The organism is Bacillota bacterium, assembly GCA_040755295.1.
Taxonomy (GTDB): Bacteria; Bacillota; Desulfotomaculia; order Desulfotomaculales; family Ammonificaceae; genus SURF-55.
In genome coordinates this window covers 190,960-215,347 of sequence record JBFMBK010000002.1, presented here as the reverse complement: position 1 = coordinate 215,347, position 24,388 = coordinate 190,960, and the positions used below count along the sequence as shown (strand labels likewise).

Here is a 24,388-nt window from a genome sequence, read left to right as displayed (position 1 = left end):
TTAGGGTGATGGATCTTTAGGTATGTTCAAAGTTCAAAGCTTACGGTTAAAGTTACAGGGTTAAAGTTACAGATTATGCGATTTTTAATAGATCGATCCGGCGACCCTGAGCATCTCGTTAAGGGTCAGTTCGCCGCTGTCGTTTGATACGATGTATGCTATACCGTTATCCTCCCGGCCGCCGCCGTTAAATGATACGACGGAGTATTCGGCCCATCCGGCGTCCTTACCTGCGACCTTAACCTGTCGCAGTACCTTTCCGGCTTTGAGAAACTGCTTGTTGTCGGAGACGAATAGATGCAGCATCCTGTTGCCGGCTGCCTCGCATAACGCTTCGACCGTTTTGAAGCTTCCCACCGTTTTCCCGTTAACCGTAGTACTTGGTTCATCGCCCGACATGGTCGTCAATTCGTAGCCCCGGGGCAGGTAATCGGGCAGGCGGAACGGTAAACCGAAGAGGGTCTCCATGCCTTTTGCCGCTGTGTGCCTAGAAGCCTGGTCCTCCTTTATTGCCATCGGGGTCCGCGCCTTGATAGGCTTCATTCACCTGTGGGAGTCCGAAAACCCTGGCCACCGTATTTTTTGCCCAGGTCTGCGCTTCCGTAGAAAAGCCGGCGGCAAAGACTCCCACGAACAGTACGCCGCCCAGGACTCCTGCCGTTGCTTTTTTCCAACGCCGCTGACGTAAAAGCAGGTTTTTGAACGTTTCGTGAAGGATTGTTCCCCCCTTTTCTTGCCGGTCGATATTATCCTTCGTTCTCACGGCCGGAACATATGGCAGTGTATGCTCGATCACCGGGGCTTCACCCGCGGGTGTGTCGACCTGTCGCTCGTCAAGCCGTAAGCGCCTCATCAGTCCGCACTCCTTTATAGTGTCATATGTCGTAACGGCTTCAATCAGTTATCCTTGCCGGCGCGAGTTTCATTTCGTTGACCAGTTGTTTGTAGGCGCGGTTCAGCCGGGACCTAACGGCGCCTTCCCGGCACTTGAGGATCACAGCGATTTCTTTGATTGAAAAACCGTTGCAATGAAGGACGACCGCGGTGCGTAAAGCGGCCGGGAGTTTTACCAGCGCCGATCTGATAAACCGATGCGTTTCATTATCGTTAATACCGTCTGAAGATCCGCCGGCTGACCGCCGGCTTAACCCGGTCAGTATTTCGTAAAAACGGGGCTCAAAGACATCCGCTGAGCGCCGAAGTCCGATTTCACCGTAGAATTTGACAAACGCCTCTTGGGCCGCGTCTTCGGCGGCCTTTCTGCTGCCAGTAATGAGGTAAGCGATGCGCAGCGCTTTGTCGCTGTGTTGAGCGACGAGATTATCGAAGTCGTGAAGGTTGTCTTTGCGGCTATTTACTAAATCAACCCTTTCTATGTCGACTCCCCTCTCCACAGAGTAAGCACAGGTTCTATACGGCGAGTTTTCCATTGTTGAATCCGGTGTGTTCCTGACCGAAAGGCTGAAGAAAAAGGTGTTTATAAAACCGGCGCGTGCAGCATGTCGCACCCCGACGATTGATGTTAAACGTGAGCCGGAACGGTTTCTTAATCGTAATTACGTTGCTGCCGGCCGGTTTTAAGGGGTGGGCGGGAGCGACCTTTGTAGCTAATATTTACCTCGCCAGACTTATACTGGTATATTTTTAACCCGGTGCGGTTTATTTTGGTACAACAGGGGTTAAAAATAGATATGGGCGAAATGCTAAAGCCGGACAGGCGGCAAGGAGGCTCTTGTGTCAGTGTTGCAACAACTGGTGGTTCAACACCCGGCATCAACGGCAATTATCTCTTTTGTGATAAGTTTTTGTGTTGGGTTCATAATCGTCCTGGTAAGCGCGAAGAGACGGAGGGTTTCCTGAAAGAATAAGGCGTCGGAAATACTTGGTTTGTGATTTTCATCAATCACGCCGTGACAGGCGTCACCGACTTTACTTCTTATTCAGGCTCCATAAAACCGGGTTGACGCGAAATGAATTCGAACCGGGTGTACCTGTTATCCTTCGGGAAATGCGGTGTTTAAACTAAAAGGTGCTATAATTAGAATCAGTCAGTTAGTCAACCAACTGGGAGAGATACCGGAATGAGAAGTTTTCTAATGGGCGTTATTGTATCGCCGACGTACAGCCCATCGCTGCTCCTGCAATTCGAGAATCGCGTCCTGCCGGACGGAACCCCGGGTTGCCGTATAATTTGCCGGAGACCGGCGCCCAAAGACCGTTTGGACCTTCTCCCCCGCGAGTACGTCTTTGACGGAGAGAATGAATCAAACTATGAAGCCGCCGAGCAGGAAGAATGGGAGGGGGTGGTCCCTAACGAACGCGCCCTGAAAATTATTGAACTCATCGGTGATGCCCGCAAGCAGCCGTTAACAAGAGAAGTCATGGGCGGGCCGGGCGGAACCTTATACGGGGTGTTTTTCGATGAATCCGCAGCCGGGGGGCTTTTATGCTGGCTGACCGAACCGCCGCGACAATGGGCGCGTCTGGGACGGGCCGCGGACGAGTTGTTGTATTTGGCAAAGACCGCTTACGTAAAAAAGTACAGTCGTTTTTTTGATTTGCTTTAACTTCTTACCCCGCAGCAACAGCCTCTTATACTGTTAGCCGAAAATCCCGGTCAGGCCTTGCCCAGAACCGGGTTTTCTTGCTTTTACCTTGCTACAGATAGATAAAGGTCTGAATTAAAAAGCTTAGGCGTTCCCGGGCCTTTACGGGTAGGTCGAAGCAGGGTGGATTTTGCCGACATTTTCTTGTTAGGCAGGTTAAGCCGTCCGAGATTCGTTATCGTAAATAAACACCGGGTTACACGTTAAAATTCTATTGGCGGGCGGGTCGGGCGAGGCTATAATTAAGAAAGGGGTTCCATAAATACCAATTATTCGACACAATGGCAGTGGACCTCTTCCCGCAGGGGGCTTACCTCCCGCATACAGCCCGGTCGTGCCAGGGTGCGAAGCACGGCGGTATGGGTTATGAAAGATGCATGTTATAACGAGGGGGCGCTTGAGGTTCTGGTGTCACATTTTGGCGCCAGGCGGTGTTAAATCACTATAAAGACAACGGGGTTGGGAGGCAGAAACGCGGGCGTTTAAAAAAGCACTTTCGGCAAAAGCAATCCTAAAGGAGTCGCCCATGCCCAGCACTGAGAAGGTATCTGATTCTGATAGTCGGTACCACGGCTTTGGTTCTTCGGCGTCATCTGTTAACAATTACGAATGTTGGACTGAGTGTCGGACAAAACGAAGAATGGAAATGGGTGACCCGTAAGCGGACTTAGGCGCAGAAGAGTAACATAAACGGAACACGGGTAGAAGTGGCGCAGTAATACGAGCTCATCGCCGCGCCCAAGAAAGAACGATTATTTCAGAGGAGGCACTAATATGTCCCGCCCGGCTTGGTTATTGATCGTATTTGCAATAGTTGTATTATTCACCGGTGCTTGCGGACGGGCTCCTCAAGCAGGTATAAGATTGACCGAAAAGGACTCAGGAAGAACCGTCGAGCTGCAAGCGGGAAATACGCTGGAAGTGGTGCTTTCGGGTAAGCCGACCACCGGGTACGGGTGGGAGGTTGCGTCCGGGGACGAGGCGGTTATCAAGCAGGTCGGCGAACCGGAGTATAAAGCCGACACCGCGCGCATCGGCTCCGACGGCAAAACAACCTTTCATTTTAAGGCCTCCGCCCCGGGCCGGACGGAGCTGAAGCTGGTTTACCGGCGTCCGTGGGAGAAAAACGTCCCGCCTGAAAAAACCTTTGAGGCGACCGTCGCCGTCCGATGACGATGTGAGAAATAATTGGTTTCAGCCGGTTTTTCGGGCCGCGCCGGCCCGAACGGATAAGTGAAGCCCTGCGTGAAACGGGGCTTTGCTTTTTACCGACGCGGCGGAAACTATTCTGCAAAAGTTAAAGGTTGCGGATGAGCGGCATTTTTGTTTAATATGGACAAAGGAGGGATTATGTTGAGCAGGTTGGACAAGGGTCAAAACTCAGAGCAGGGTCCGGTTGTTATAAACGCCTTCGACCTGCCGGACGCGTGGTTTCAATTGCTGTACAAGATATTTGACAACGGTCGGATTTATACGGTGGAACGGGGGAGTTTTGCGGGCAGCCGGCGGCTGGAGTTCGACTTTATAGCGCTCCGGGTGCAGAACCCGAAGGTCCGGCCCCTGGTGCCCGATATCCCGCCCGACATCTCCGTGCCTGCGCCGAGCGACCCGGAATACACGGTGGAGTATTTCGCACGGTACCTCATGAGCACGGAACGGGCGGAAAACGAGCAGTATACCTACGGCGAGCGCATCGTTCCGGGGGTGGAGAAGGTATTGGAGATGTACCGGCGGGACGGTTTTGGAACCAATCAGGCATGCATCGAGGTGGCCCGGCCGGAAGACATCGACCTCGATGACCCGCCCTGCCTCCGACTCGTTGATACTCGGATCAGAAACGGCCGTCTTGACTTTTACGTCTACTTCCGCAGTTGGGACCTCTGGGGGGGATTGCCAACCAACCTTGCCGGACTCCAACTGGTCAAGGAGTACATGGCTGACGAACTGGGTGTGGAAGACGGGATGATCACCGCCTGTTCAAAAGGGCTGCACCTGTATGAGTATGCTTGGGAGTGGGCCAGGCAGCGCATCCGGAAAAGGACGCCGGCCGAAGAGGGGTAGATCAATACAGATATTTGGTTCCGGTTTGTGTCCGGGTGAGGGTCTGTTCCGTTACATTACAGTAGCGGCGCCAGGAGCATAATCTCCTCGTTCTCTTCGTAAATTCCGGGAAGCTGGGAGATGGGCAGCGGATTTTTACCCGAGCCGACTTCGATGGTGAATCCCGGCCGCCGGTATTCCTGGATGAACCAGTCTTTGTAACCGGCATAGGCCTCCGCCAAACCGGGCTCGGAAACGGCGTATCCGCTGATGTTCGCGAACTGTTGCGCGATCTGGAGCGACTCGGGAGGGGCAAGGTTCTGGAACCGCCAGTAAATAACCCTCCCCTGGGAATGGTAAGCGATGACGAGCCGGAAGTCGTGCCGGCGGGTAAAGTCGACCATAGCGCTCGACTCGGGTTCGGAGAGCGGTGCGGGGCCGCCGTATCCGGTCGGCGCGGGACCGGTGACACCGAACTGCGTTTCAAGCGCCTTCGCTTCTTCCCAGCCGGCGGGGTAGTTTAAGTTCAGGTCGACTCCCCTGATGTTGGCTTCCCAGACCTCCGAGAACGGCAGGCCGGTGTTGTTCCAACGCAGCAGATCCTGGTAGAACGGGTTGTCGGTGCTTAAACCGTTGATCACAAGGTCCACCCCGTCCGGGTTGACCATGGGGACGATGAAGATGCTTGCCTGGTCCCAGATGTACGGGATGCTGTAGCCTTTAATGCTCCCGCCGACGGCGTAGGCGGCGGCGTAATTTTCGACGAACTTCATCAAGAGCGGCGAGGTAATCCATTCGAGGGCGTGGTGTGCCCCGTTGTAGAAAACCTGTTTGGGGCCGTACCCCAACCGCACGTAATAAAGGATTTTTCCGAGGACGCTGCTTCCGGCAGAGCCCACCTCGATGAAAGGATACGTACCTTTGAGCGCCCAGACGTTGCTTTCCAGTACGTCGTAGCTGTAAGGGATGTCGGTGGGGACGATCTGGCGAGTTTCCACCTTTTTCACACCCGCTTCGTTTTTTTATAAATTATATTAGGATCGAATGTTTGGTGTTCCTCAGGGCTGGACGCGTTAGGGGCTGCGGGAGGGCTTTGGGCGCAATTCGCCGTGGCCGGCACATTGGGCAATTGGTAAAAAGGGGGCTCACCACGGGAGTATTTCGGCCGTACAACGAGCTTGGCTCAGTATAAAACCTTCCCGCCGAATTTCAGCACCATTTCCGCCGCCGCTTTGCTTTCCTGCAAAGCGTCCCCGGCCAGTTTTCGGAAAGCCTTTTCCAGGTCGTTGTTTTTGATCCGGGAAGATACCGTGGCGTACCCTCCCGCGGCAAGGTTGACGCATGTGTAGTAATCAAACAGCATGTCGAGATCGTACAAATCAGCCGCCCCCGATTTTATCTAACATCTTCCTCAGGTCGTTGGTTACTTTTTTCATCATCGCCGCGCGCACTTGGAAGAACTTCCTTACCTCTTCTTCCTGGGCCAGTCCCTGATATAATTCCGCTTTTTTGGCCGTCAACTCGGTCTGCGCGATGGCGCTCAATAAGGCTACCTCATCGTTAGCCTGCATTCGCGTGTGGTCGTCTATCACGAATCCGGCCTCCCCTGGTTGTCATTTTTCCCGCGTGATTAGTATGAGCAGGTTGTGTACGGACATATCCGCTTCACGAGCAGGATTCATCAACTATTATTCAGGGGAGTTGTGCAAAACACCTGTTGAGTGCCGGGTGGTTCCGGCTTGTCCGGATTCGGCGGGGACGGGGTCAAATATGGTACCGTAAACTGTTCAGGGTTTCCGCGTTCAGGCCTTTCACCACGGACGTAATCAGCTTTACGGCGTTTTCGTAGTCGTCGATATGGGCGATACCGGTGTGATCGTGGATGTAGCGCACGGGGATCCCGATCACGATGGAGGGAACACCGCGCCGGTGAATGTGGATCCTTCCCGCGTCCGTGCCGCCGCCCGCCATAACCTCGATCTGGTAAGGTATGTTGTTTTCCTCGGCGGTTTTTATGACAAAATCCCGGAAGGGTATGTGCGGGATCATGGTGTTGTCGTAAAACCCGATTGCCGGCCCCTTGCCGAGGTACATTTTAACCGGGACGTCGTCGGCGGTTATCCCCGGGGTATCGGTGGCGACCGTGACGTCGGCGACGACGGCCACGTCCGGATTAACGGCTTCGGCGCTTGTGACGGCGCCGCGCAAACCGACTTCCTCCTGGACGGTCATGACACCGAAAACGGTGCCGGGAAGCTCGCACGGGTTCAAACGCTGGAAGAGTTCCACCACCATGGCGCACCCGGAGCGGTCGTCAAGCGCTTTGGCCATGAGGGTCCGTGCGTTCCTGCAGACGGTAAAAGGACTGTAAGGAATAACGGGGTCGCCCGGTTTCACCCCCGTCCGTGCCGCCTCCTCCCTGCCGGTGGCCCCTACGTCGATGAACATCGACTTCATTTTCACAGGCTGTTTCCGGTCTTCGGGGGAAAGAATATGCGGCGATTTCGCCCCGATAACCCCCGGAACGCTGCCGCCCGAAGTCAGGATATCCACCCTCTGGGCAAGGAGGACCTGCTCCCACCACCCCCCGAGCGTCTGGAACTTGACAAACCCTTCATCGGTGATCTGGGTGACCATGAATCCCACTTCATCCATGTGCGCGGCGACCATGATCCTCGGTTCGGCGCTGACACCCTTTTTAACGGCGATAAGGCTCCCCAGTCCGTCAACCGAGATTTCGGAGGCGAAGGGGGTCAAACGCTCCGCCAGCACCTTGCGCACAGGGGATTCGAAACCGGACACCCCGGGAGTTTCGGTAAGAGCTTTCAATAGTTCTATGGAGTTTTCTTTCATGATTGAAGCCTCCTTATCTCGAAAATAATGAATAATGAATGCGGAATGATGAATAGAGCGGGCGCCGATCGGTTTTAGTTTATGCTTACGTTCAGAATTAATATCATGGTGCAACGGTTCTTTTACGCTGAGACAAACGCAAGACGGGAGGCTATAATAAAAAGAGCCTGTCTCCGATACGATATGCGCTGCCGGTGGCGGCGATCAGCCGAATTAGGCGAAGTAATACTGCGAAAGTCTGGTTCACTTTTTGAAAAACTGCTGTATTTATAATGTAGAGGTATTATTTTGGTAATTTTAATTAGTTTATAATTTTAATCGGTCGCCTTACAAGACGAATTTTTGGTAAAAAAGCGGAACTGCAAAAGAGGAGATGAGACTTATGATTAAACGGGTGATAATCACGATATTGGTAATCTGTCAATCAGTTGTTTTACCGGTGTATGCCTATGCGGAACTATCTCGAGCGATCAGCGGGGAAACACCCTTAAGCGGCGATGGGGAAAAGGTTTTTGTCGCTTCCGGACAAACGGTCAAAAAATCTCTTGAAATGCCGCGTGGGGTACTGCAGGCCGCCTTAGGCATTAATTGGCGCGGCGGCGATTTTGGCCTAACCCTTGTTCACCCGGACGGCTATGAACTTACTCCGGGATGTCCGGACCACGATTATGATTTCCGAAAAGCTTCCACTTATGCTTTTTATATTGTGGATAACCCGGAACCGGGAAACTGGGTCCTGAAGATAAAGGTTCTTAATGTGCCTCCGGAAGGGGTGAACGTTGTTACAAGAGATGGCGACATGGGTAGTTCTATTAATCACTTTGCCTGCGTTCCGCTTTTCTTGCCCATAACAAACGCTTCTCCGACAATATAAAGGTTGAATAGAACACCTGGGGCAAGGTACCACCAGTACTTTATAAAAAATTTACTCACCCCCTCACTGTAATTGTAGGACTCGTTCGCTGCACCGCTGAATCGCAAAGACAACCCAAAGGCAATAAACAAACAAACAAACAGAAATAACCATATAAGCTCTTGCCCGTTTATACTCCCCGCAAAAAGCCTGGCCAAGACCGGGAACCCCAAAGGAAAGAAATCCGCTTATAATACCCTTATCGTCCGGAGAAATGATTATTATTTTGTTCTCCATGACGCGTCCCTGATGTTGAATATAAACAAAATTGTAAAAACGATAGGACCGTGTAGAAAAGAAGCCCAAGAAGATTAGAGTTTTTATGAAAGCTTTGACAAATCACCAAAAAAACGGTCCCGAAATCCTTCCCCGCCTGCCTTAAAACACATCCGACATCCAAGATCCGACGTTAAAATAGAGAATAAGAGGATAATGTCTCAATAAGCGCGAAGGCGCTAAAACAACTCGTTGGGTGCTTATTATTTTTATGTTCAATGGGTAATGGTTCTTTTTGCTACAATTTTTATTGACAGCTTGGTTTATTCGCCGGTAAAATGGGAGCAAACCATGTATAAATATAACATTATTTAGCAATCTATGCAATACAGAAGCGGCTGATTAGTTGATGACCTTAGGATGATTCTGATTACTCGGGGTTTAAGGGGAACTAAATATATCATGGAGAAAGGGGGGTGAGTTCTAACGAAAAAGGCCACCCTTAGGTAACTAACCGGTAAAGGAGGAGACTCAATGCGAAAACGAAGTTTTATCTGTTTTATTATTATGATTTTAATGATTTGGGTCGTATGCGCGGAAAACGCCGCCGCCGAGCCTGCCGTCGATAAGGCGCCCGTAACCCAGGAACCTGCCGCTACTACAACGCCTCCGGCGGATTATATGCCGGTTGCCTCTCCACCTGAAACGCATCAATCAACCCTGAACGGTGAAGTAAGTATTTTAGCTGATCAGACGGCAACGGCACTGCTGATTCAAGATTACTATCCATGGGACCGAAACTCCAACGAACAGGTTTTGCAGGAATTCGGCATAACTTATGACCGGATAAACTCATCTCAACTGGGTGGATGGGATTTGAGCCCGTATCGGTTAGTCATGTACGCCTCGGATCAGCCAACGTCTTATTACTATAATATCTATAATAACTTGGGTAAAATATCGGCTTACGTGGAAAACGGCGGACTCTTAATCGCTCATTGCTGCGACTTAGGATGGAACGATGGCTACTGGTACTACATTACGATTCTACCCGGCAATATTCCTCATTCCGGCGTGTATACGCTGTTCCAAAACCTCCACATTGAGGACCCGAGCCACCCCGTGGTGGAGGGCTTAACCGACTCTGCGCTCAGCGACTGGAACTACTCCACGCACGGATTTTTCCCAACCTTGCCCGCGGGCGGCAAAGTAATTGTCTCCACGAACTATGCGGGACTCCCGCAACCTACTTACATCGAGTATCCTTATGGAAACGGCAGGGTGCTTGCCACCATGCAGACGGTGGAATGGGGCTACGGCGACTGGGGCACCTACAATTGGTACGTTAACGGTCCGGAGCTCCTGAGAAACGAGGTCAGGTACGCCCAAACTTGTCAGCAAGGCGTTATCTCAAGCGCGGCGCTGGACAAGAGGGAATTTGACCCCTCCGGCGACTACGAGGGAGAAGATCTATCGAAATGCACGGTTATGGTAACAACATCCGAAGCGGCTTATGTTACTATTGATATAGTCGGGGCCGGCGGGGAATTGATAACATCTCTGCTCCCAAGAATGGCAGCCGCCGGTACGCCGGAGGCGTTCACCTGGGCCGGCGACCGGTACGCGCCAAACCACCAGATTGTGTACGAAGGCTCGTACACGATGTTTATCCGGGCGCGGAGCGGGCCTTCCGCCGATTCGCCGCTATTGGGCGAGGTTTCCCGTTGGGTGACAGTAAAATGGCATATGGATGGTTGAGGCCAAGATGACACGTCTAAGTAAGATTCTTATAGGTGCGAGTATTTTTATTGTCGTTTTCCCAATTGTCCTTATCGGGGCATGGGGTTTGTATAGACATTCGAAAATTGAGGACAGAGTAGGCTATAGAATCAAATTGGAAAGCTTCGGGGCCAAGGATGTGGTTCTTAGGGTCCCTGCACCTTACATCAACGGCAGGTTGATGAGCGAACTAATAGATGAAATAAAGGTTGATCGACAGGCAGGGAAGCAGGTTGATTATTCCAAGAGAACTGTTAATACTCCTTACGGCAAGATGCTTGAAATACGGATTCCGAACCTTTCGGAAGAGATTACGCTTTCAGGGGTGCTGATCGATAAAGGCGGTAGAATGGTTAAGTCGAACAGGGACATAAACCTATGGCTTAACCCATATTACATTAATGACAGCAGAGTCCCTTTTGATAAGGCAAAGAACATCCAGTTCGGTTTAAAAGGCCAGGAGAAAACATATGTTTATTCCCATTTTACTGGCGAGCCAGTACAAATTGAAAAACTTGAGTTTGGTGCAGCCGACGATTCGTTTCTGGGGGCCCTATATTATGGGTACTATGTACGGAATGTAGTGCTTATTAATGACGGTTGGCAAGTCGTCGAGCTGCAAACAGGGGGTACTACCTCTTACTAAAATGTTTAGGAGGCGAAATTTCGATGAGGCAAATAAAACTGATCGTACCGATTTTACTGATGCTTATTCTAATCTGTCCCTTGAATGCCTTTGCCTGGGGTCCGCTTACCCATTCTATTATAAATAAGCAGGCTTATAATCGGACCTTTGAGTATCCCTTTACGGATTCGTATTTAAAAACCTTTATGGACGCCGGGACCGCTCCGGATATAATTGCCAATAGAACGCTTCTAACCGGGGACAGGAGTTTTGAGTATGTTCATAACCTATATCCTGATCCCGATAACGGGGACCCCCTTTTTGGAAGCTGGATGATACGTAGAGCTGAAAATAGAGGCGGCGGCTTCTTTTCTCCCAGATTCAACTATCCTAATGTTATAAGGGCTTACGGCTGGACAAGCCACCAGTTAGCCGATAAGATCGGTCATTACCCAAAGTTCGGCTATTGCGAAATAAAAAGACTTCCTAACATCCCCGATTGGTTGAAGAATAAGATAAAAAAGGTGGAACACGGGGTGGCAGAGTTTGGGGTGGATTGCATAATGTTCTCTGAACACGAGGATTCACGCTCTATCACCTTAAGTTTTAACCCTGCATTGATACACGAAACGGCAATAGATTTTTACAATAGTGGCAAATTTGATAACGATGAATTACCTCAAAATTATCCACCGCAAAAAGTCATTTCCTGTCTTCAGGCCAGGTGGTGGGGTAGTGTTTATGCGAGAACGATTGCAACAATTGAGAATACAATCGAGGATTTACCCTCATACCTAAAATCACAACTAATTAATTATTATGGTGATTTTGATGATGACAGCATATATACCGGATATGGATTTAATCGTTCGGTTATGGAGGTAACAAATTTTCTTGATAATATATGGCGTTATGATCCGGAAACGCTGAGCCTAAGCGCAGGCAGCGTTTCAGATGATCAAAATTCTGCAAATGAACAAAACTCTGAAAATGATCAAGACGCTGCGAATGATCCTTACTACTATTTCTTCGCCAACGTGGCGGAAGAAGCAGAGCAACTTGGCGCCCTGCGGGTGACTGAGGATGTTTATGATCCCAACCCGTATCTTACCGGGGACCAGACCATCACCTATACGGTAGAACTTGTGGATGAGAACCTCTTCAGGCAGGCGCTTGAGAACGTAATCGAGCGCGAGACCATGCAGCCGGCTTCAACCGATAATTGTTTCTTTGCCAACATCATTAAAGGGTTATATGAAGGACAAGCATCCACTTTTGAGGAGGTTATCCGGCAGGCGGCAGCGGCCATGGATACCACGCCGCCGAGTGTTGGACCGATCATGGCCCCGATCGATCCGGTGCTGGTCAACACGGAAATCCAGGCCGGCGCAAACTTTACGGACCCGGATAGTGATGCGCACACGGCGGCCTGGGATTGGGGTGACGGCACCGCCTCGGCGGGCATTGTCAGTGAAGTGTATGGGTCCGGATCGGTGAGCGGCAGCCATGCCTATACCTCGGCCGGCGTTTATACCGTGGGGGTCACGGTTACCGACCCGGGCGGTAATACCGGACAGTGCTCCTATAATTATATCGTGGTTTATGACCCAAGCTCGGGTTACGTTACCGGCGGCGGCTGGATCAACTCGCCGGAGGGCGCTTATGCGAGCGACCCGGCTCTGACGGGTAAAGCCAGCTTTGGGTTCGTCTCCAAATATCAGAAGGGCGCCATCGTGCCCACCGGCCAGACGGAGTTCCAGTTCAAGGTTGCCGATTTGAACTTCCACAGCGACAGCTACGATTGGCTCGTAATTGCCGGGGCTAAAGCGCAATACAAGGGTACGGGCACGATTAACGGCGCCGGGAACTACGGTTTTATGCTTACGGCCGTTGACGGGCAGATTAACGGCGGCGGCGGGGCGGATAAGTTCCGGATCAAGATATGGGACAAGAACAACAGCGATGCCGTTGTGTACGACAATCAAATCGGGGATAGCGAGACGGCGGACCCGGTAACCGCCTTAGGCGGCGGAAGTATTGTCATCCACAAGGAATAAGCGTAACTAACACATATGTTCAGTTGGGGCGGGGCCGAGAGGCCCCGCTTCTTTTTGCGGTTGAAGACTTTTTAATTGAAAACGACCAAGGAAGTGAGCGATTATCGGCGAAAATCTGAATTATACGACAGCGTGAAGCTGACTGATTTTTGAAAGGAATTGTCCATGAAAGGGTACAGGCTGGCGGTTGACACCGGGGGAACATTTACGGATTTCTGCCTGCTGGGGGAAGACGGCGAGCTGTATGTAACGAAGGAGCCATCAACACCCTACGACCCTTCCCGGGCGGTGCTGGAGGGGATCGACAGGATTGTGCGGGAAAAGGGCATTCTCCCCGGGCGGATTGACCTGCTTTTGCACGGCACCACGGTTGCGACCAACGCCGTTTTGGAACGAAAGGGAGCGCGCGTGGCGCTGATAACCACCAGGGGGTTTAAAGATATCGTTTTTATCGGGCGGCAGAACCGCCCACATCTATACGACTTCAGGGCGCTGAAGCCCGATCCGCCGGTATCCCGGGAAATGGTTTTTGAGATCGACGAGCGCATTACGGCCGACGGTTCAGTCAGACTCAAGCCGCAAGCCGCCGAGATGGAGACGGTCGCCGGAAATATTAAGAACAGCGGCGCCGAGTCGGTAGCGGTTTGTCTGCTCCACGCCTACATCAAATCCGCCCACGAGATAATGCTCAAAAAGGTATTGGAGCAGGTCCTGCCCCACCTGTCCGTAACAGTTTCTTCGGAGTTGGTTCCCGAGTTCAGGGAATACGAAAGGACCAGCACCACGGTCATCAACGCGGCGGTGCGGCCGCTGATCGACGGTTACATCGGAAGGCTGGAAGCGGCGCTCGGTTCCAGAGGTTTCGGAAGCAAGCTTTACATAATGCAGTCCAACGGCGGTGTGATCACCACAAAAAAGGCGCGGGAACAGAGCGCCCGGACGGTTTTGAGCGGGCCTGCGGGCGGTGTTATGGCGGGGCTGCGCCTGGCGGAGCTTACCGGGTATAAAAATCTGATAACCGCGGATATGGGCGGGACGAGTATGGATATCAGCCTTATCCACAAGGGCGAACCCCGGTTTTCCACGGAAGGAGTGATCGGCGGCTGCCCGCTGCGGCTGCCGATGCTGGATATCCATACGATCGGCGCCGGCGGGGGAAGCATCGCCTGGGTGGACGCCGGCGGCGCCCTGAGGGTCGGCCCGGAAAGCGCGGGCGCCGTACCGGGGCCGGCCTGCTACGGCCGCGGCGGCGCCGAGCCTACGGTGACGGACGCGAACCTTCTGTTGGGCAGGTTAGACCCGGCGGGGTTTGCGGCCGGCGGGGAGCTTCTGCCGCAACTTGCGGCGGGGAGCATAAAAGAGAGGATCGCGGGACGACTCGGGCTTGCGCCGGAACAGGCCGCCGAGGGCATCATCCGGGTGGTCAACGCCGGCATGGTCCGGGCGATGCGGGTGGTGTCCGTAGAAAAGGGCTTTGATCCGCGGGAATTCACCCTGGCGGCTTTCGGCGGCGCGGGGCCGCTGCATGCCATGGAACTGGCGCGGGAACTGGGCGTCCCACGCGTACTGATCCCTCCTTTTCCGGGCGTGACGTCCGCCTGGGGGATGCTATCCGCGGACGTGCGCCGGGATTATTCGCAGACCTACGTGACGGACATGAACCTCGAAGCGTATGCGGTTGTAAAGAACCTTCTGGGGCAAATGGTGGAACGGGGGCGTCAAGATCTGGCGCGGGAGGGGTTCGGCGCGGAAGAGATGAGGTTCGACAGTTGGGTGGACCTTCGTTACAAGGGACAGTCATATGAGCTGTCCCTCCCGGTTCCGGACGGACCTCCGGACGAAGCGGGGGTTGAGGCGCTGGTGGAAGGTTTCCACAAACTGCACCGTTCGTATTACGGTTACCGGCGCGACGGTGCAACCCTGGAGGCGGTTACGCTGCGTCTGGCCGCCACGGGCATACTGCCGGGAGTGCAGACCGGAACCCTGGGGAAAGACGGGGTGGAAAAAGCCTGTGGGAGCAGGCGGGTTTACTTATCGGGAGCGTGGCAAATGGTGCCGGTGTACGACAGACGGCAGATCGGTCCGGACTGGACGGCGGAGGGGCCGGCCGTCGTTTCCCAGGCTGATTCCACTACGCTGATCCAGCACGGCGGACGGGCGTCCTGCGACCCCTGGGGCAACATAATCATCGAAACGGTGGTGCAGTAATGAACACAGATCCGGTTACCTTGGAGGTTTTGCGGAACGCTCTTCAGTCCGCGGCGGAGGAGATGGGCGTTACGCTTACCCGCACCGCGCTTTCGCCTAACATCAAGGACAGGCGGGACTGCTCCACCGCGGTTTACACACCGGCGGGAGAACTGGTTGCTCAGGCCGAACACATCCCTCTGCACCTGGGACTGATGCCGGCGGTGGTAAAAAAGGTCCTGGAGTATTACCCTTTGGAAAAACTCGAACCGGGGGACGCCGTTATCATCAACGATCCGTATATCAGCGGCTCCCACCTGCCGGACGTCTGCATCATTACCCCGGTTTTCACGGGAGGCGCACCGGTGGCAATAGCCGCCAACCTGGCGCACCACGTTGATATCGGCGGTATGGCGCCGGGAAGCATGTCCACCGCGGCTACGGAAATCTTTCAGGAGGGCATAAGGATTCCCCCGGTTAAAATCAGCAGCCGCGGGCGGTTGAATACAGACCTTCTAAGGTTGCTGGCCTGTAACGTACGGACGGCCGACGAGTTTTACAGCGATATCCAGGCCCAGCTTTCGGCCAACGAGGCGGGCGGGAGTAGGATTATGGAACTGGCCGAGAAATGGGGTACCAACATGCTGCGGTTTTACATGGAAGAGATAATTAATTATGCGGAACGGCGGTTCCGCGCGGCTTTAAGGGAAATACCCAGGGGTTTGTACAGCTTTTCGGATTTTTTGGAGGGCGACGGCATCACGCCGGATCAAATCAAGATTGCGGCCGGGGTTGAAGTCTCCGAGAAGGGGGTCAGGGTGGATTTTACGGGTACCAGCCCGCAGGTGAGGGGCCCCGTAAACGCCACCCGCGGCGTCACCCTGGCCTGCGTTTATTTTGCCGTTAAAGCTGTCGCCGACCCGGACCTGCCGTCCAGCGAGGGCATCGCCCGTGTGGTGGAAGTGATAACCCCGCAAGGCTCTCTGGTGAACCCGGCTTTTCCGGCGCCGGTGGCCCATGCCAACATCAATACCGCCCAGAGGATCGCCGACGTGATACTGGGGGCTCTGTCGCAGGCGGCCCCCGGCAGGGTAACGGCCGCGGGAACCGGCAGCATGAGCAACTTCACCATCGGGGGCAGGGACGCCCGGGGACGGTATTACTCTTACGTGGAGACATACGGGGGCGGTCAGGGGGCCAAACTGGACCAGGACGGCATGGACGGGGTGCACGTCAACATGACGAACACCCGCAACACGCCGGTGGAGGTTATCGAAATGAACTATCCCCTGCTGGTGGAAAGGTACGGTCTGGTGCGCGATTCCGGCGGGCCAGGTGAATTCAGGGGCGGGGCCGGGCTGGTGCGAGGGATCACACTGTTGGAGGACGCCGCCGTTTCCGTCAGCACCGAGAGAAACGACGTGAAGCCCTGGGGGCTGGAGGGCGGTAATCCGGGAAAGAGCTCCCGCTGCTCCATAAGAATGCCCGGCGGCGCGGCCGAGGAGGCGCCCGGCAAGTTTACGCGGGAATTGCCGAAGGGTGCGACGATTATACTTGAAACGGCCGGGGGAGGCGGGTTCGGCAGCCCCTGGACGAGGCGGCCCGAAGCGGTGCGCCGGGACGTGAAAAACGGGCTGGTATCCAGGGACGCGGCGTTAGAGAGTTACGGGGTGGTTTTAAACGAAGCGCTGGAGGTGGATTGGGAGAAAACGCGCCAAAAAAGGGGACCTTAGTTCAGCCCCAATGCTTTAACAAGGCCGGGCGGCATTTTTTGCAGCGGTGTGCCCCGTCTCTCCTGATAGTAGTAGCCGTTTTCGAACTTCAGGACCACGTAGCTCACCGAGCCCGTTTTCCGCCACACGGAGACGACATAACTTTGTTCGACGCTGCCCAGCGACGAACGGAAAACGCCGTCCTTGGCGACAATCAGCGCGTCGAACCCCTTTACGACGGCAAGAAGCCGTTCCTTGTCCGTAATCAGCACCTCCGTCGTCTTCACCCCGTTTCCGATGACGTTCACCCTGGCGTAAAGAAGCTCGTTTTTCAATAAAGCGTACGGCTTCTGGTACGTAACGGAGTAACCCTCTACGCTCCGGTTGACGACGAAACCGGTGCTCAGCAACACAAACGACGCAGCGAGATAAACAAGCAGGGGTTTCAAACGTTCCATCTTATCTCTCCCATCGATCGAATCATTATTATAATGTCTGTTATCCTTGGAATTTAGAGACCGGGGGTGGAAAGCGCCCGGCGGGCGGAATTAGTCTTTTCGAAAAAGGAAACGGTTCCGCGGCGGCGAAAAACTTATCTTTATAAAAGGTCGCATCTTGTATCGAGGGCGAAGGGGGATTTAGGCAAATGGGTTTTTTTACCCGGATAAAGGAGAGCATCTTTAACTTTGATGCATACCCGCGGTTTGCGCGGGAGCCTTTTGACAAGGCGTTCGGTTATCTGGTGTTGATGACCCTTTTGTTCGGGACCGTGTTTTTGGTCTATACGGTCATTCGATTAAACACAGGCATAAGCGAGATGGTGGGAACTTTCAACCGTTCGTGTCCCGATTTTGTTTTACAAAACGGGGAGCTGACGGTCGACGCAGACATGCCGATAACCATAGACGGCGGGGACGAGGACGGAATGATAATCATCGATACCACGGGCCGGACGGACAGGAGTGTGCTCGATAAATACGAGCAAGGGGTCTTTGTATCAAGGACCCAGGTAGTAAACAAGAAAAACCGCATCGAAACGCAGGAGATGAACTTCTCCGAACTAAAGGGCTTTAAAATTACAAAGGCCGATGTGGAGCAATGGCTGCCCAATCTTAAGTTTTTCAGCGTGTTTATCATTATATTCGGGCTTATTTACATGATTGTCGCCAAACTTCTCGGCGCTGTTGTCCTGGGTCTTTTCAGCCTGTTGATTTCGGCGGTGCAGGGCGCCGGTCTGGATTACGGCAGGGGGATCAGGATTTCCGTCTACGCCCTGACCGTACCTACGCTCTTCCAGACGGCGCAGAAAATAGTCTCGCCGGGTTTCCCCCATCCGGGCGTGGTGTATTACATTCTGGCGTTGATTTACTTGTGGTTTGCGGTGCGGGCGGGTAAAAGCGAGGGCCGGCCGGCAGTAGGCGGTAGTCAATAGGCAGAATATAGAATATAGAATATAGAAGGCGGAAGGCAGAAGGCAGTGGGTAGAAGATAGAAGAAGGTAGAAGACAGTAGTCATAAGGTAGAATGTAGAATATAGAATGTAGAATATAGAATGTAGAATATAGAATGTAGAAGGGTGACCCGTGACTCGTGACTGAGGACTCGATTCGCGACTCGTGTTTTGCTAACACTCTTCTAAGAACGGTGTGTCGATCTGGAGCGGGGTTAACGGCTCTATTTTTTTTGCGGTGATGCTGACCCCGTCACCCCGGCGGTGCAGGACACCGGTAACTTTCAAAGGGCCGGGTTCCGGTCCGAAAATGAGGTGGCCGTACCGCTGGTAGACGTCCTCAAAAACGGTAGTATCGGTCATGCCGGTTTCGTCCTCAAGGGAAAGGAAGACGACGATCCTCCCGCTCCTCGTGGGAGGGCGGTGCGGCCTCAGGGGCAGGCCTGCGGCCTTTACCCACGTCCCGCCGGGGAGGCGGCGCAGCCGGTCGCTCGTAAGATAGCCCTCCTTCCGCAGTTGGCTCCGCCGGAAGCTCATGTAGTGCCGGTCCACCTCAAGCCCGAGGACCTGGAACTCCAGCCCGTACTTTTCCACGGGCGAGAAGTCGGTAAGGTCGACGGGGGACTCGGGATTCAGCGTTTGCTGCCGGGACGGGGCCGAAACGACCGCGGGCAGGCAGGCCAGCAGTTCCCGCCGGTTCGGATGCAGGGAGTCACACGCGCCGCAGAGGACCAGGTTTTGAAGGATGTCCCGGTCCACCCGGGTGCGGCGGTAAAAATCCGCGAGCGAGACGAAGGGTTCCCGGGCGCGCGCCTGGATTACGGCGTTCAGGGCGGTCCGGTTCATGTTCTTCACCCGGCTGAGGGGGATCCTGATGCTCCCGTTTTCGACCGCGAATTTCTCGCCGCTGATGTTGATATCGGGAGGCAGGAATTTCAGGCCCCTGGCGCGGGCCTCGTTCACCAGCGTGGCCGAGGAATAAAAGCCCATGGGCTGGTTGTTTAAAAGGGCGGTGAAGAAGTGGACCGGGTGGTGGGCTGAAAGGTACGCCGTCCAGTAGGCGGTCGTGGCGAACGCCGCCGCGTGGGCCTCGCAGAAGCCGTAGCTGGCGTAACCTTCCAGGGATTCGAAAACGCCGCGGGCCTTTTTCTCGTCTACGCCTTTTTCCACCGCCCGGCGGACGAACTCCTCGCCTACGGACTGCATCTCCCGGTGGGAGCGGGTGTGGGTCATCAGGCGCCGCAGCCTGTCGGCCTCGCCCGGGGTGAAGCCGGCGAGTTCGGTGGCGATGGCGATCACCTGCTCCTGAAAAAGGACCACCCCGTATGTTTTCTCAAGGATGCGGGCCAGTTTCGGGTGGGGATACGCCACCGGTTCCACGCCCTGGCGGCGGGCCACAAAGGGGTCCACCATGTTCCCTTTGATGGGGCCGGGCCGGATGAGGGCCATGCTGGCCACCACGTCCTCGATGTTATCGGCTTTAAGCCTGGCCTGCAGCGCCCGCTGCGCGGGGCTCTCAAGCTGAAAAACCCCCACGGTTTCACCGCGGTTGAGGAGGCGGTAAGTGTCCTTATCGGTCAGGGGCAGTTCCGCGAAACTGAAACCGGGCCGTTCGGCGGAAATCGCCCCGGCGGCGTCTTCGAGCACGCCCAGCGCCTTGAGGGAAAGCAGGTCGAGTTTTACCAGGTTCAAATCTTCGACATCGTCCCGGTCGAACTGGGCGATGCGCACCCCCTTGGCCGCCATCTGCAGCGGCGTCACCTCGGTTACCGGGCTGCCGGTGACGATCAGGCCCCCCACGTGGGTGCCGAAAAACCGGGGGAAGCCGGCGACGCGGGCGCAAAACTCCAGAAGCCGCCGGTAACGCTCCTGTTTCCAGGGACCGCGCCGCAGCTCGGGAAAGCGCTCCAGGGCGTCGGAAATCCGGTCCGCTTTGATCGGGGGCAGGCTCTTGGCGAGGGTATCAATTTCTTTCGCGTCGCAGCCCAGCACCTTGCCGATGTCGCGCACGGCGGACCGGGCCAGGTAGGTGGTGTAGGTGGCCACGGCGGCCACATTTTCCTCCCCGTACTTTCGGTAGACGTACTGCGATACCGTATCCCGGTGGCGGGAGTCGAAGTCGATGTCGATATCCGGCTTTTCCGCCCGTTCGAGGCTGAGAAAGCGTTCAAAAATCAGGTCGCGTCCTATGGGGTCGACTTCCGTGAGGTAGAGGCAGTAGGCGACGGCGCTGGCGCCGGCCGAGCCGCGCCCCGCGCAGCGGATCTTCCTGGAACGGGCGAAATTAATCACGTCCCAGACGACGAGGAAATAGTCGGCGTAACCGAGTGCGGCGATTATGCCCATTTCCTTCTCAAGCCTTTCCCGGACGGCCGGGGTGATTCGCCGGTAGCGCTCGTCCGCGCCCTGGTAGACCAGGCTGCGCAGGAAGGCGTCCGGTGATCCGCCTTCGGGTAAGGGAAACTTCGGATAGCGGTTTTCGTCCGGCAGCACCGGCCCGCACATTTCGGCGATCACCGCGGTGTTCGCCACCGCCTCCGGGCACCGCCGGAAGAGGGCGCGCATCGCTTCTGTGTCTTTGAGGTGGTTTTCGTCGTTCAAGGGCCGTTCCGGGTGGACCTCCTCGACGGAAATCCCCAGGCGCACGCAAGTGAGGATGTCGTGTACCGGGAAGTCTTCCGGGCGCGCGTAATGCGCGTTGTTGGTGGCGACCGCCGGAATCTTCAGGGCTTGCCCCAGTTCCAGGAGACATTTGTTCAAAAGGCGGTTGCCGGGCAGCAGGGTGTCCTGCAGTTCCAGATAAAACCGCTTCCCCCACAGGGCCAAACAGCGCAGCGCGGCCTGCTTCGCCTCCTCGTATCTCCGGCCGAGGATCAGCGAGGCGATCTCACCACGCCGGCAGCCGGAGAGGGCGATCAGACCGTGATGGTGTTCCTCAAAGTCGCGCCAGGCGCACCGGGGTTTGCCGCGGGGGTTGTTCAGGTGGGCGCGGGTGAGCAGCCGGCAGAGGTTGGCGTAACCCCGCGCGTCCTGGGCGAGGAGGGTCAGGTGGAAGCCGCCGGCGGCGGTCACTTCCGCCCCCTGGATCGGTTTGATGCCGGCCTTTTTCGCCGCCCGGGCGAAGCGTACCGCCGCGCTGACGTTATTGTGGTCGGTAAGGGCCAGCGCCGGCATAGACAGGTCCGCGGCGCGTGCCGTCATCTCCTCGATGGCGCATGCGCCGTCGAGGAAGGAGAAGGGGGAGTGGACGTGGAGGTGAACAAAGGGCGGTTGAAGAGTCATATGTTTCCAGTCCTAAGTCCTCAGTCGTTAGTCCTAAGTCAAGAGTCACGAGTTACGGGAATCGAGTCCGCGGTCCTCGGTCATAAGTCCTTAGTCCGGGATTAGGAGCGACAAACAAGAAGGCGAGATACGGGTTGCGACTCAAGTCCTCAGTCCTTAGTCCTCAGTCACGAGTCAGGAGTCAGGGGTCGCGGGTCTATGAAAATAGCTGGTTTGTTTTTTGACTCGGGACTCGGGACTCGGGACTCGGGACTCGGGACTCGGGACTCGGGACTCGGGACTCGGGACTCGGGACTCGGGACTCGGGACTCGGGACTCGGGACTATCAATCGTAGACCTTGTAAAGATGCCATTCGTACCGGGCGGTATCCAGGTAAATCTCCCAGAGGCCGCCGCCGGTAGTTTCGACCCGGAAGAAAAACTTGGGCGCCTCATCCTTCCACCACCGGCCGGTGTCTTTCCAGGCTTCAAGTACCGTTCGGATGGAATAAGACCCGCCGCGCCAGCAAAAGGACCGGGGCACGCCGTTTTCTTCATTTACCTTGAGCTTTCCTACCGGTGACTTCAACGGCTTTTTCCTCCTGCCGGTAAGGGTCGTAAAAGGTGAGCATCCTTTCTCGCCGGTCGGTTTCAAACGAAGATGCCGAAGTCAACGCGTGGCTGCGGTTTATCTCATCTAACACCCGGTGGACACGCTCTTCCCGTAAAGGATCCCTGCCGTCGAAGAGGTTCAGTTGCTCAACCGAGGCCCGTGCCAGTCCCGCTACCGTAACCGTAAGGCTTTCTACGGGTGCGTGAATGCGCAGGCGGGAGGCCATCCGGTTCAAATGCAGGCGCAGGTTTACCGGCACCTGGGAGCGGGTGAATCGGCCGGCGGTTTTCACGGCGCCGTCCTCCGTGTCGGCCGCCAGGGATACCTCTTGATAGACCAGACCTTTGGATTTAAGTTCCGCGGCAAGGGAATCGGCCAGTTCGCGGCAGGCCGCCGCAAGGGTCTGACGGTCGGTGGCGCCGCCCAACGGTAAGAGCTGCGAAAGAGATTTCGATTCCACTGTAATCAGCCTCCGGAATTAAGTAGCCATGAGTTAAGTCCTCGGTTCTAAGTCCCAAGTCGTCAGTCCGGGAAACAAAAGTCGCGGGTCACAAGTCTCGGGTTCTGACCCCCCTGACTTCTGTATCCCTTACACTACTGACTACCGTATACTGTCCTAAGTCCTCAGTCCTTAGTCGAAAGTTCTTGGTCCGAGGAAAAAGTCACGGGTCACGGGTCGGGAGTTGAAAATTTAACCTTCCGAAAATCCTCCGTTAGTATTTACACCAATGGTGTAAATGTGTTATGATTGGTATGCCGTAAATGTACAGATGATATTCAATGACGGCAATATTAAGTGTACACCACCGGTGAACTTAATGTCAACCCTCAAAGGGTGTTGTGGTGATTATAGGTTTTGCGAATGCCGGGGAGGTATTCTTGAAAAAGTCACGAGTCGAAAGTCACTAGTCCTTAATCCGGGAACGGGAAGAAACAGTTGAAAATCATAGTCCCTGTTTCCGGACTTAGGACACAGGACATAGGACTCCGGACTCTGCTTGGGGGGTGTTTTATTGGTGGCGGACCGGAAGGACACCGGAAGCGCGGCCCTCGGGCAATACCTGGCGTCCAAACGGCTGTCCGGGGGCATGTCGTACCGGCAGATGGCGGCGCGAATCGGGAAGGCGCCGTCTACGATCCAATCGTGGGAGCAGGGTAAACGCCTGCCGGACCTGGACGATCTCCTCGTGCTGGCCAACGTTTTTGATACCGATGTTAACGAATTGGTCGCCCTGGCCGCCACACCGGCAAGGGACTTAAAAAGGCGGCTCGCCGCGGCGGAAGACCGCCGCCGTAAAGCGCTGCGGGAGTCTTCCCGGGCGGATAGAGGCGGAAACAACCGGGCGCGGTCGGCGCTTACCGAATCCGGCCGGGAGGCGGCCTTCCTGCAAAACCTCATCGCTCAAAGGGAAAGGCTTTATCAAGCATCGAAACCGCAAAACATGGAACCTGTACACACCCCGGATATGGCGGGCGAAGTTCCGGGTTGGTCCCTCAGGGCTTTGCCGTTGTACGACCTGAAAAAGGTGCCGGTCGTGGGCGGCATCAGGGCGGGAAAGCCGCTGCTGGCGGTAGAGGAAACGCTCGGATACACCGGCGCGCCCCGCGAACTGGACGTGGACTACGCCCTGACGGTTGAGGGCGACAGCATGGCAGGCGCAGGCATCGACCCCGGCGATATCGTCTGGGTGAAACAGACCGATTCCGCCGATCACGGAAGCACTGTGGTGGCGTTGCTCGGCGGCGAGGAGGTAACCGTCAAACACCTTGTCAGGGAGGACGGGCGTTACCTTTTGCGCGCCAATAACCTGAACCGTGATTACCCCGATATCTTGCTTGGACCGGACGACCGGATAATAGGCATCGTTCAGCGGGTGGTGAAACGTCCGGGCCCGCCGCCGAAGTGAGAGGTTGGGAATTGGGAGGTGAGAGGTAAGGAGTTAGAGGTTAGAGGTTAGAGGTAGGAGGTTGGAAGATAATGCGGTCTATAAGGACCGTTTTTTTGGTTATCGCCGGCGTGTTCCGGGGAAAATAACCTGCAAGAGACCGGTGAACCGGCAAGGCATAAGACAGGCT

The 24,388-nt window shown here is 55.1% G+C and carries 21 protein-coding genes and 1 pseudogene; 11 read left to right on the top strand and 11 right to left on the bottom strand.

The genetic code is table 11. The features are described from left to right. Window positions 1-84: 84 nt before the first annotated feature. Genes AB1500_02910 through AB1500_02900 form a run of 3 tightly spaced genes read right to left on the bottom strand, consistent with a single transcriptional unit; the run spans window position 85 to window position 1,430 of the window. Window positions 85-516, bottom strand: coding sequence for a hypothetical protein (locus AB1500_02910; GenBank protein MEW6182116.1), 432 nt, complete (start codon window positions 514-516; stop codon window positions 85-87). After that, on the bottom strand, window positions 488-853 hold the full coding sequence (locus tag AB1500_02905; protein ID MEW6182115.1) for a hypothetical protein: 366 nt from the start codon (window positions 851-853) through the stop codon (window positions 488-490). The genes AB1500_02910 and AB1500_02905 overlap by 29 nt, the downstream gene beginning before the upstream one ends. Before the next feature lie 40 nt (window positions 854-893). Further along, the gene (locus AB1500_02900) at window positions 894-1,430 is read right to left on the bottom strand and encodes an RNA polymerase sigma factor (GenBank protein MEW6182114.1); all 537 of its coding nucleotides are present in this window, start codon (window positions 1,428-1,430) and stop codon (window positions 894-896) included. 651 nt (window positions 1,431-2,081) lie between these two features. Between AB1500_02900 and AB1500_02895 the strand changes: the two genes are divergently transcribed. The 3 genes from AB1500_02895 to AB1500_02885 all read left to right on the top strand — a co-directional run bounded on the left by AB1500_02895 (window position 2,082) and on the right by AB1500_02885 (window position 4,667). Further along, window positions 2,082-2,567, top strand: coding sequence for a hypothetical protein (locus AB1500_02895; protein ID MEW6182113.1), 486 nt, complete (start codon window positions 2,082-2,084; stop codon window positions 2,565-2,567). Between the two features lie 903 nt (window positions 2,568-3,470). Then, window positions 3,471-3,779: a protease inhibitor I42 family protein gene (locus AB1500_02890; GenBank protein MEW6182112.1), complete on the top strand. Its 309-nt coding sequence runs from the start codon at window positions 3,471-3,473 to the stop codon at window positions 3,777-3,779. Between the two features lie 177 nt (window positions 3,780-3,956). After that, window positions 3,957-4,667 carry a thymidylate synthase gene (locus tag AB1500_02885; protein MEW6182111.1) on the top strand — a complete coding sequence of 237 codons (711 nt, stop codon included), beginning with the start codon at window positions 3,957-3,959 and terminating at the stop codon, window positions 4,665-4,667. Window positions 4,668-4,723: 56 nt separating this feature from the next. Here AB1500_02885 and AB1500_02880 read toward each other — a convergent pair. From AB1500_02880 to AB1500_02865, 4 genes and pseudogenes are all read right to left on the bottom strand, one after another. Then, window positions 4,724-5,620 (bottom strand): annotated as a pseudogene (locus AB1500_02880) (M14 family metallocarboxypeptidase). Window positions 5,621-5,829: 209 nt separating this feature from the next. After that, window positions 5,830-6,024 (bottom strand): hypothetical protein, encoded by a 195-nt coding sequence (locus AB1500_02875; protein MEW6182110.1) that lies wholly within the window; start codon window positions 6,022-6,024, stop codon window positions 5,830-5,832. A 1-nt stretch (window position 6,025) separates the two neighbouring features. After that, the gene (locus tag AB1500_02870) at window positions 6,026-6,238 is read right to left on the bottom strand and encodes a hypothetical protein (GenBank protein ID MEW6182109.1); all 213 of its coding nucleotides are present in this window, start codon (window positions 6,236-6,238) and stop codon (window positions 6,026-6,028) included. Between the two features lie 172 nt (window positions 6,239-6,410). Then, window positions 6,411-7,499, bottom strand: a complete 1,089-nt coding sequence (locus tag AB1500_02865) for a M42 family metallopeptidase (GenBank protein ID MEW6182108.1) — start codon at window positions 7,497-7,499, stop codon at window positions 6,411-6,413. 382 nt (window positions 7,500-7,881) lie between these two features. Here AB1500_02865 and AB1500_02860 point away from each other — a divergent pair, with 382 nt between their 5' ends. The 6 genes from AB1500_02860 to AB1500_02835 all read left to right on the top strand — a co-directional run bounded on the left by AB1500_02860 (window position 7,882) and on the right by AB1500_02835 (window position 17,009). Next, window positions 7,882-8,373 (top strand): hypothetical protein, encoded by a 492-nt coding sequence (locus AB1500_02860; protein MEW6182107.1) that lies wholly within the window; start codon window positions 7,882-7,884, stop codon window positions 8,371-8,373. A gap of 789 nt (window positions 8,374-9,162) precedes the next feature. Then, window positions 9,163-10,386, top strand: coding sequence for a hypothetical protein (locus tag AB1500_02855; GenBank protein MEW6182106.1), 1,224 nt, complete (start codon window positions 9,163-9,165; stop codon window positions 10,384-10,386). Continuing rightward, window positions 10,379-11,053, top strand: coding sequence for a hypothetical protein (locus AB1500_02850; protein MEW6182105.1), 675 nt, complete (start codon window positions 10,379-10,381; stop codon window positions 11,051-11,053). Before AB1500_02855 ends, AB1500_02850 begins: the two co-directional genes overlap by 8 nt. Before the next feature lie 854 nt (window positions 11,054-11,907). Further along, window positions 11,908-13,089: a PKD domain-containing protein gene (locus AB1500_02845; protein MEW6182104.1), complete on the top strand. Its 1,182-nt coding sequence runs from the start codon at window positions 11,908-11,910 to the stop codon at window positions 13,087-13,089. Between the two features lie 165 nt (window positions 13,090-13,254). After that, a complete protein-coding gene (locus tag AB1500_02840) occupies window positions 13,255-15,297 on the top strand; it encodes a hydantoinase/oxoprolinase family protein (protein ID MEW6182103.1) in 2,043 nt (680 codons plus the stop codon). Continuing rightward, window positions 15,297-17,009: a hydantoinase B/oxoprolinase family protein gene (locus AB1500_02835; GenBank protein MEW6182102.1), complete on the top strand. Its 1,713-nt coding sequence runs from the start codon at window positions 15,297-15,299 to the stop codon at window positions 17,007-17,009. The genes AB1500_02840 and AB1500_02835 overlap by 1 nt, the downstream gene beginning before the upstream one ends. On the opposite strand, the gene AB1500_02830 is transcribed toward AB1500_02835, so the two are convergent. Then, complete coding sequence (locus AB1500_02830) at window positions 17,006-17,446, bottom strand: hypothetical protein (GenBank protein ID MEW6182101.1); 441 nt, start codon at window positions 17,444-17,446, stop codon at window positions 17,006-17,008. The two genes, AB1500_02835 and AB1500_02830, sit on opposite strands and share 4 nt — an antisense overlap. A 188-nt stretch (window positions 17,447-17,634) precedes the next feature. Between AB1500_02830 and AB1500_02825 the strand changes: the two genes are divergently transcribed. Further along, on the top strand, window positions 17,635-18,420 hold the full coding sequence (locus tag AB1500_02825) for a DUF1189 domain-containing protein (GenBank protein ID MEW6182100.1): 786 nt from the start codon (window positions 17,635-17,637) through the stop codon (window positions 18,418-18,420). A 192-nt stretch (window positions 18,421-18,612) separates the two neighbouring features. On the opposite strand, the gene AB1500_02820 is transcribed toward AB1500_02825, so the two are convergent. The 3 genes from AB1500_02820 to AB1500_02810 form a co-directional block, all read right to left on the bottom strand. After that, window positions 18,613-21,720: a DNA polymerase III subunit alpha gene (locus AB1500_02820; protein ID MEW6182099.1), complete on the bottom strand. Its 3,108-nt coding sequence runs from the start codon at window positions 21,718-21,720 to the stop codon at window positions 18,613-18,615. Window positions 21,721-22,045: 325 nt separating this feature from the next. Further along, on the bottom strand, window positions 22,046-22,288 hold the full coding sequence (locus AB1500_02815; GenBank protein MEW6182098.1) for a DUF6504 family protein: 243 nt from the start codon (window positions 22,286-22,288) through the stop codon (window positions 22,046-22,048). Then, window positions 22,254-22,772 (bottom strand): hypothetical protein, encoded by a 519-nt coding sequence (locus AB1500_02810; protein MEW6182097.1) that lies wholly within the window; start codon window positions 22,770-22,772, stop codon window positions 22,254-22,256. Before AB1500_02810 ends, AB1500_02815 begins: the two co-directional genes overlap by 35 nt. 556 nt (window positions 22,773-23,328) lie before the next feature. Between AB1500_02810 and AB1500_02805 the strand changes: the two genes are divergently transcribed. Further along, complete coding sequence (locus tag AB1500_02805) at window positions 23,329-24,219, top strand: S24 family peptidase (GenBank protein ID MEW6182096.1); 891 nt, start codon at window positions 23,329-23,331, stop codon at window positions 24,217-24,219. Window positions 24,220-24,388 lie beyond the last annotated feature (169 nt).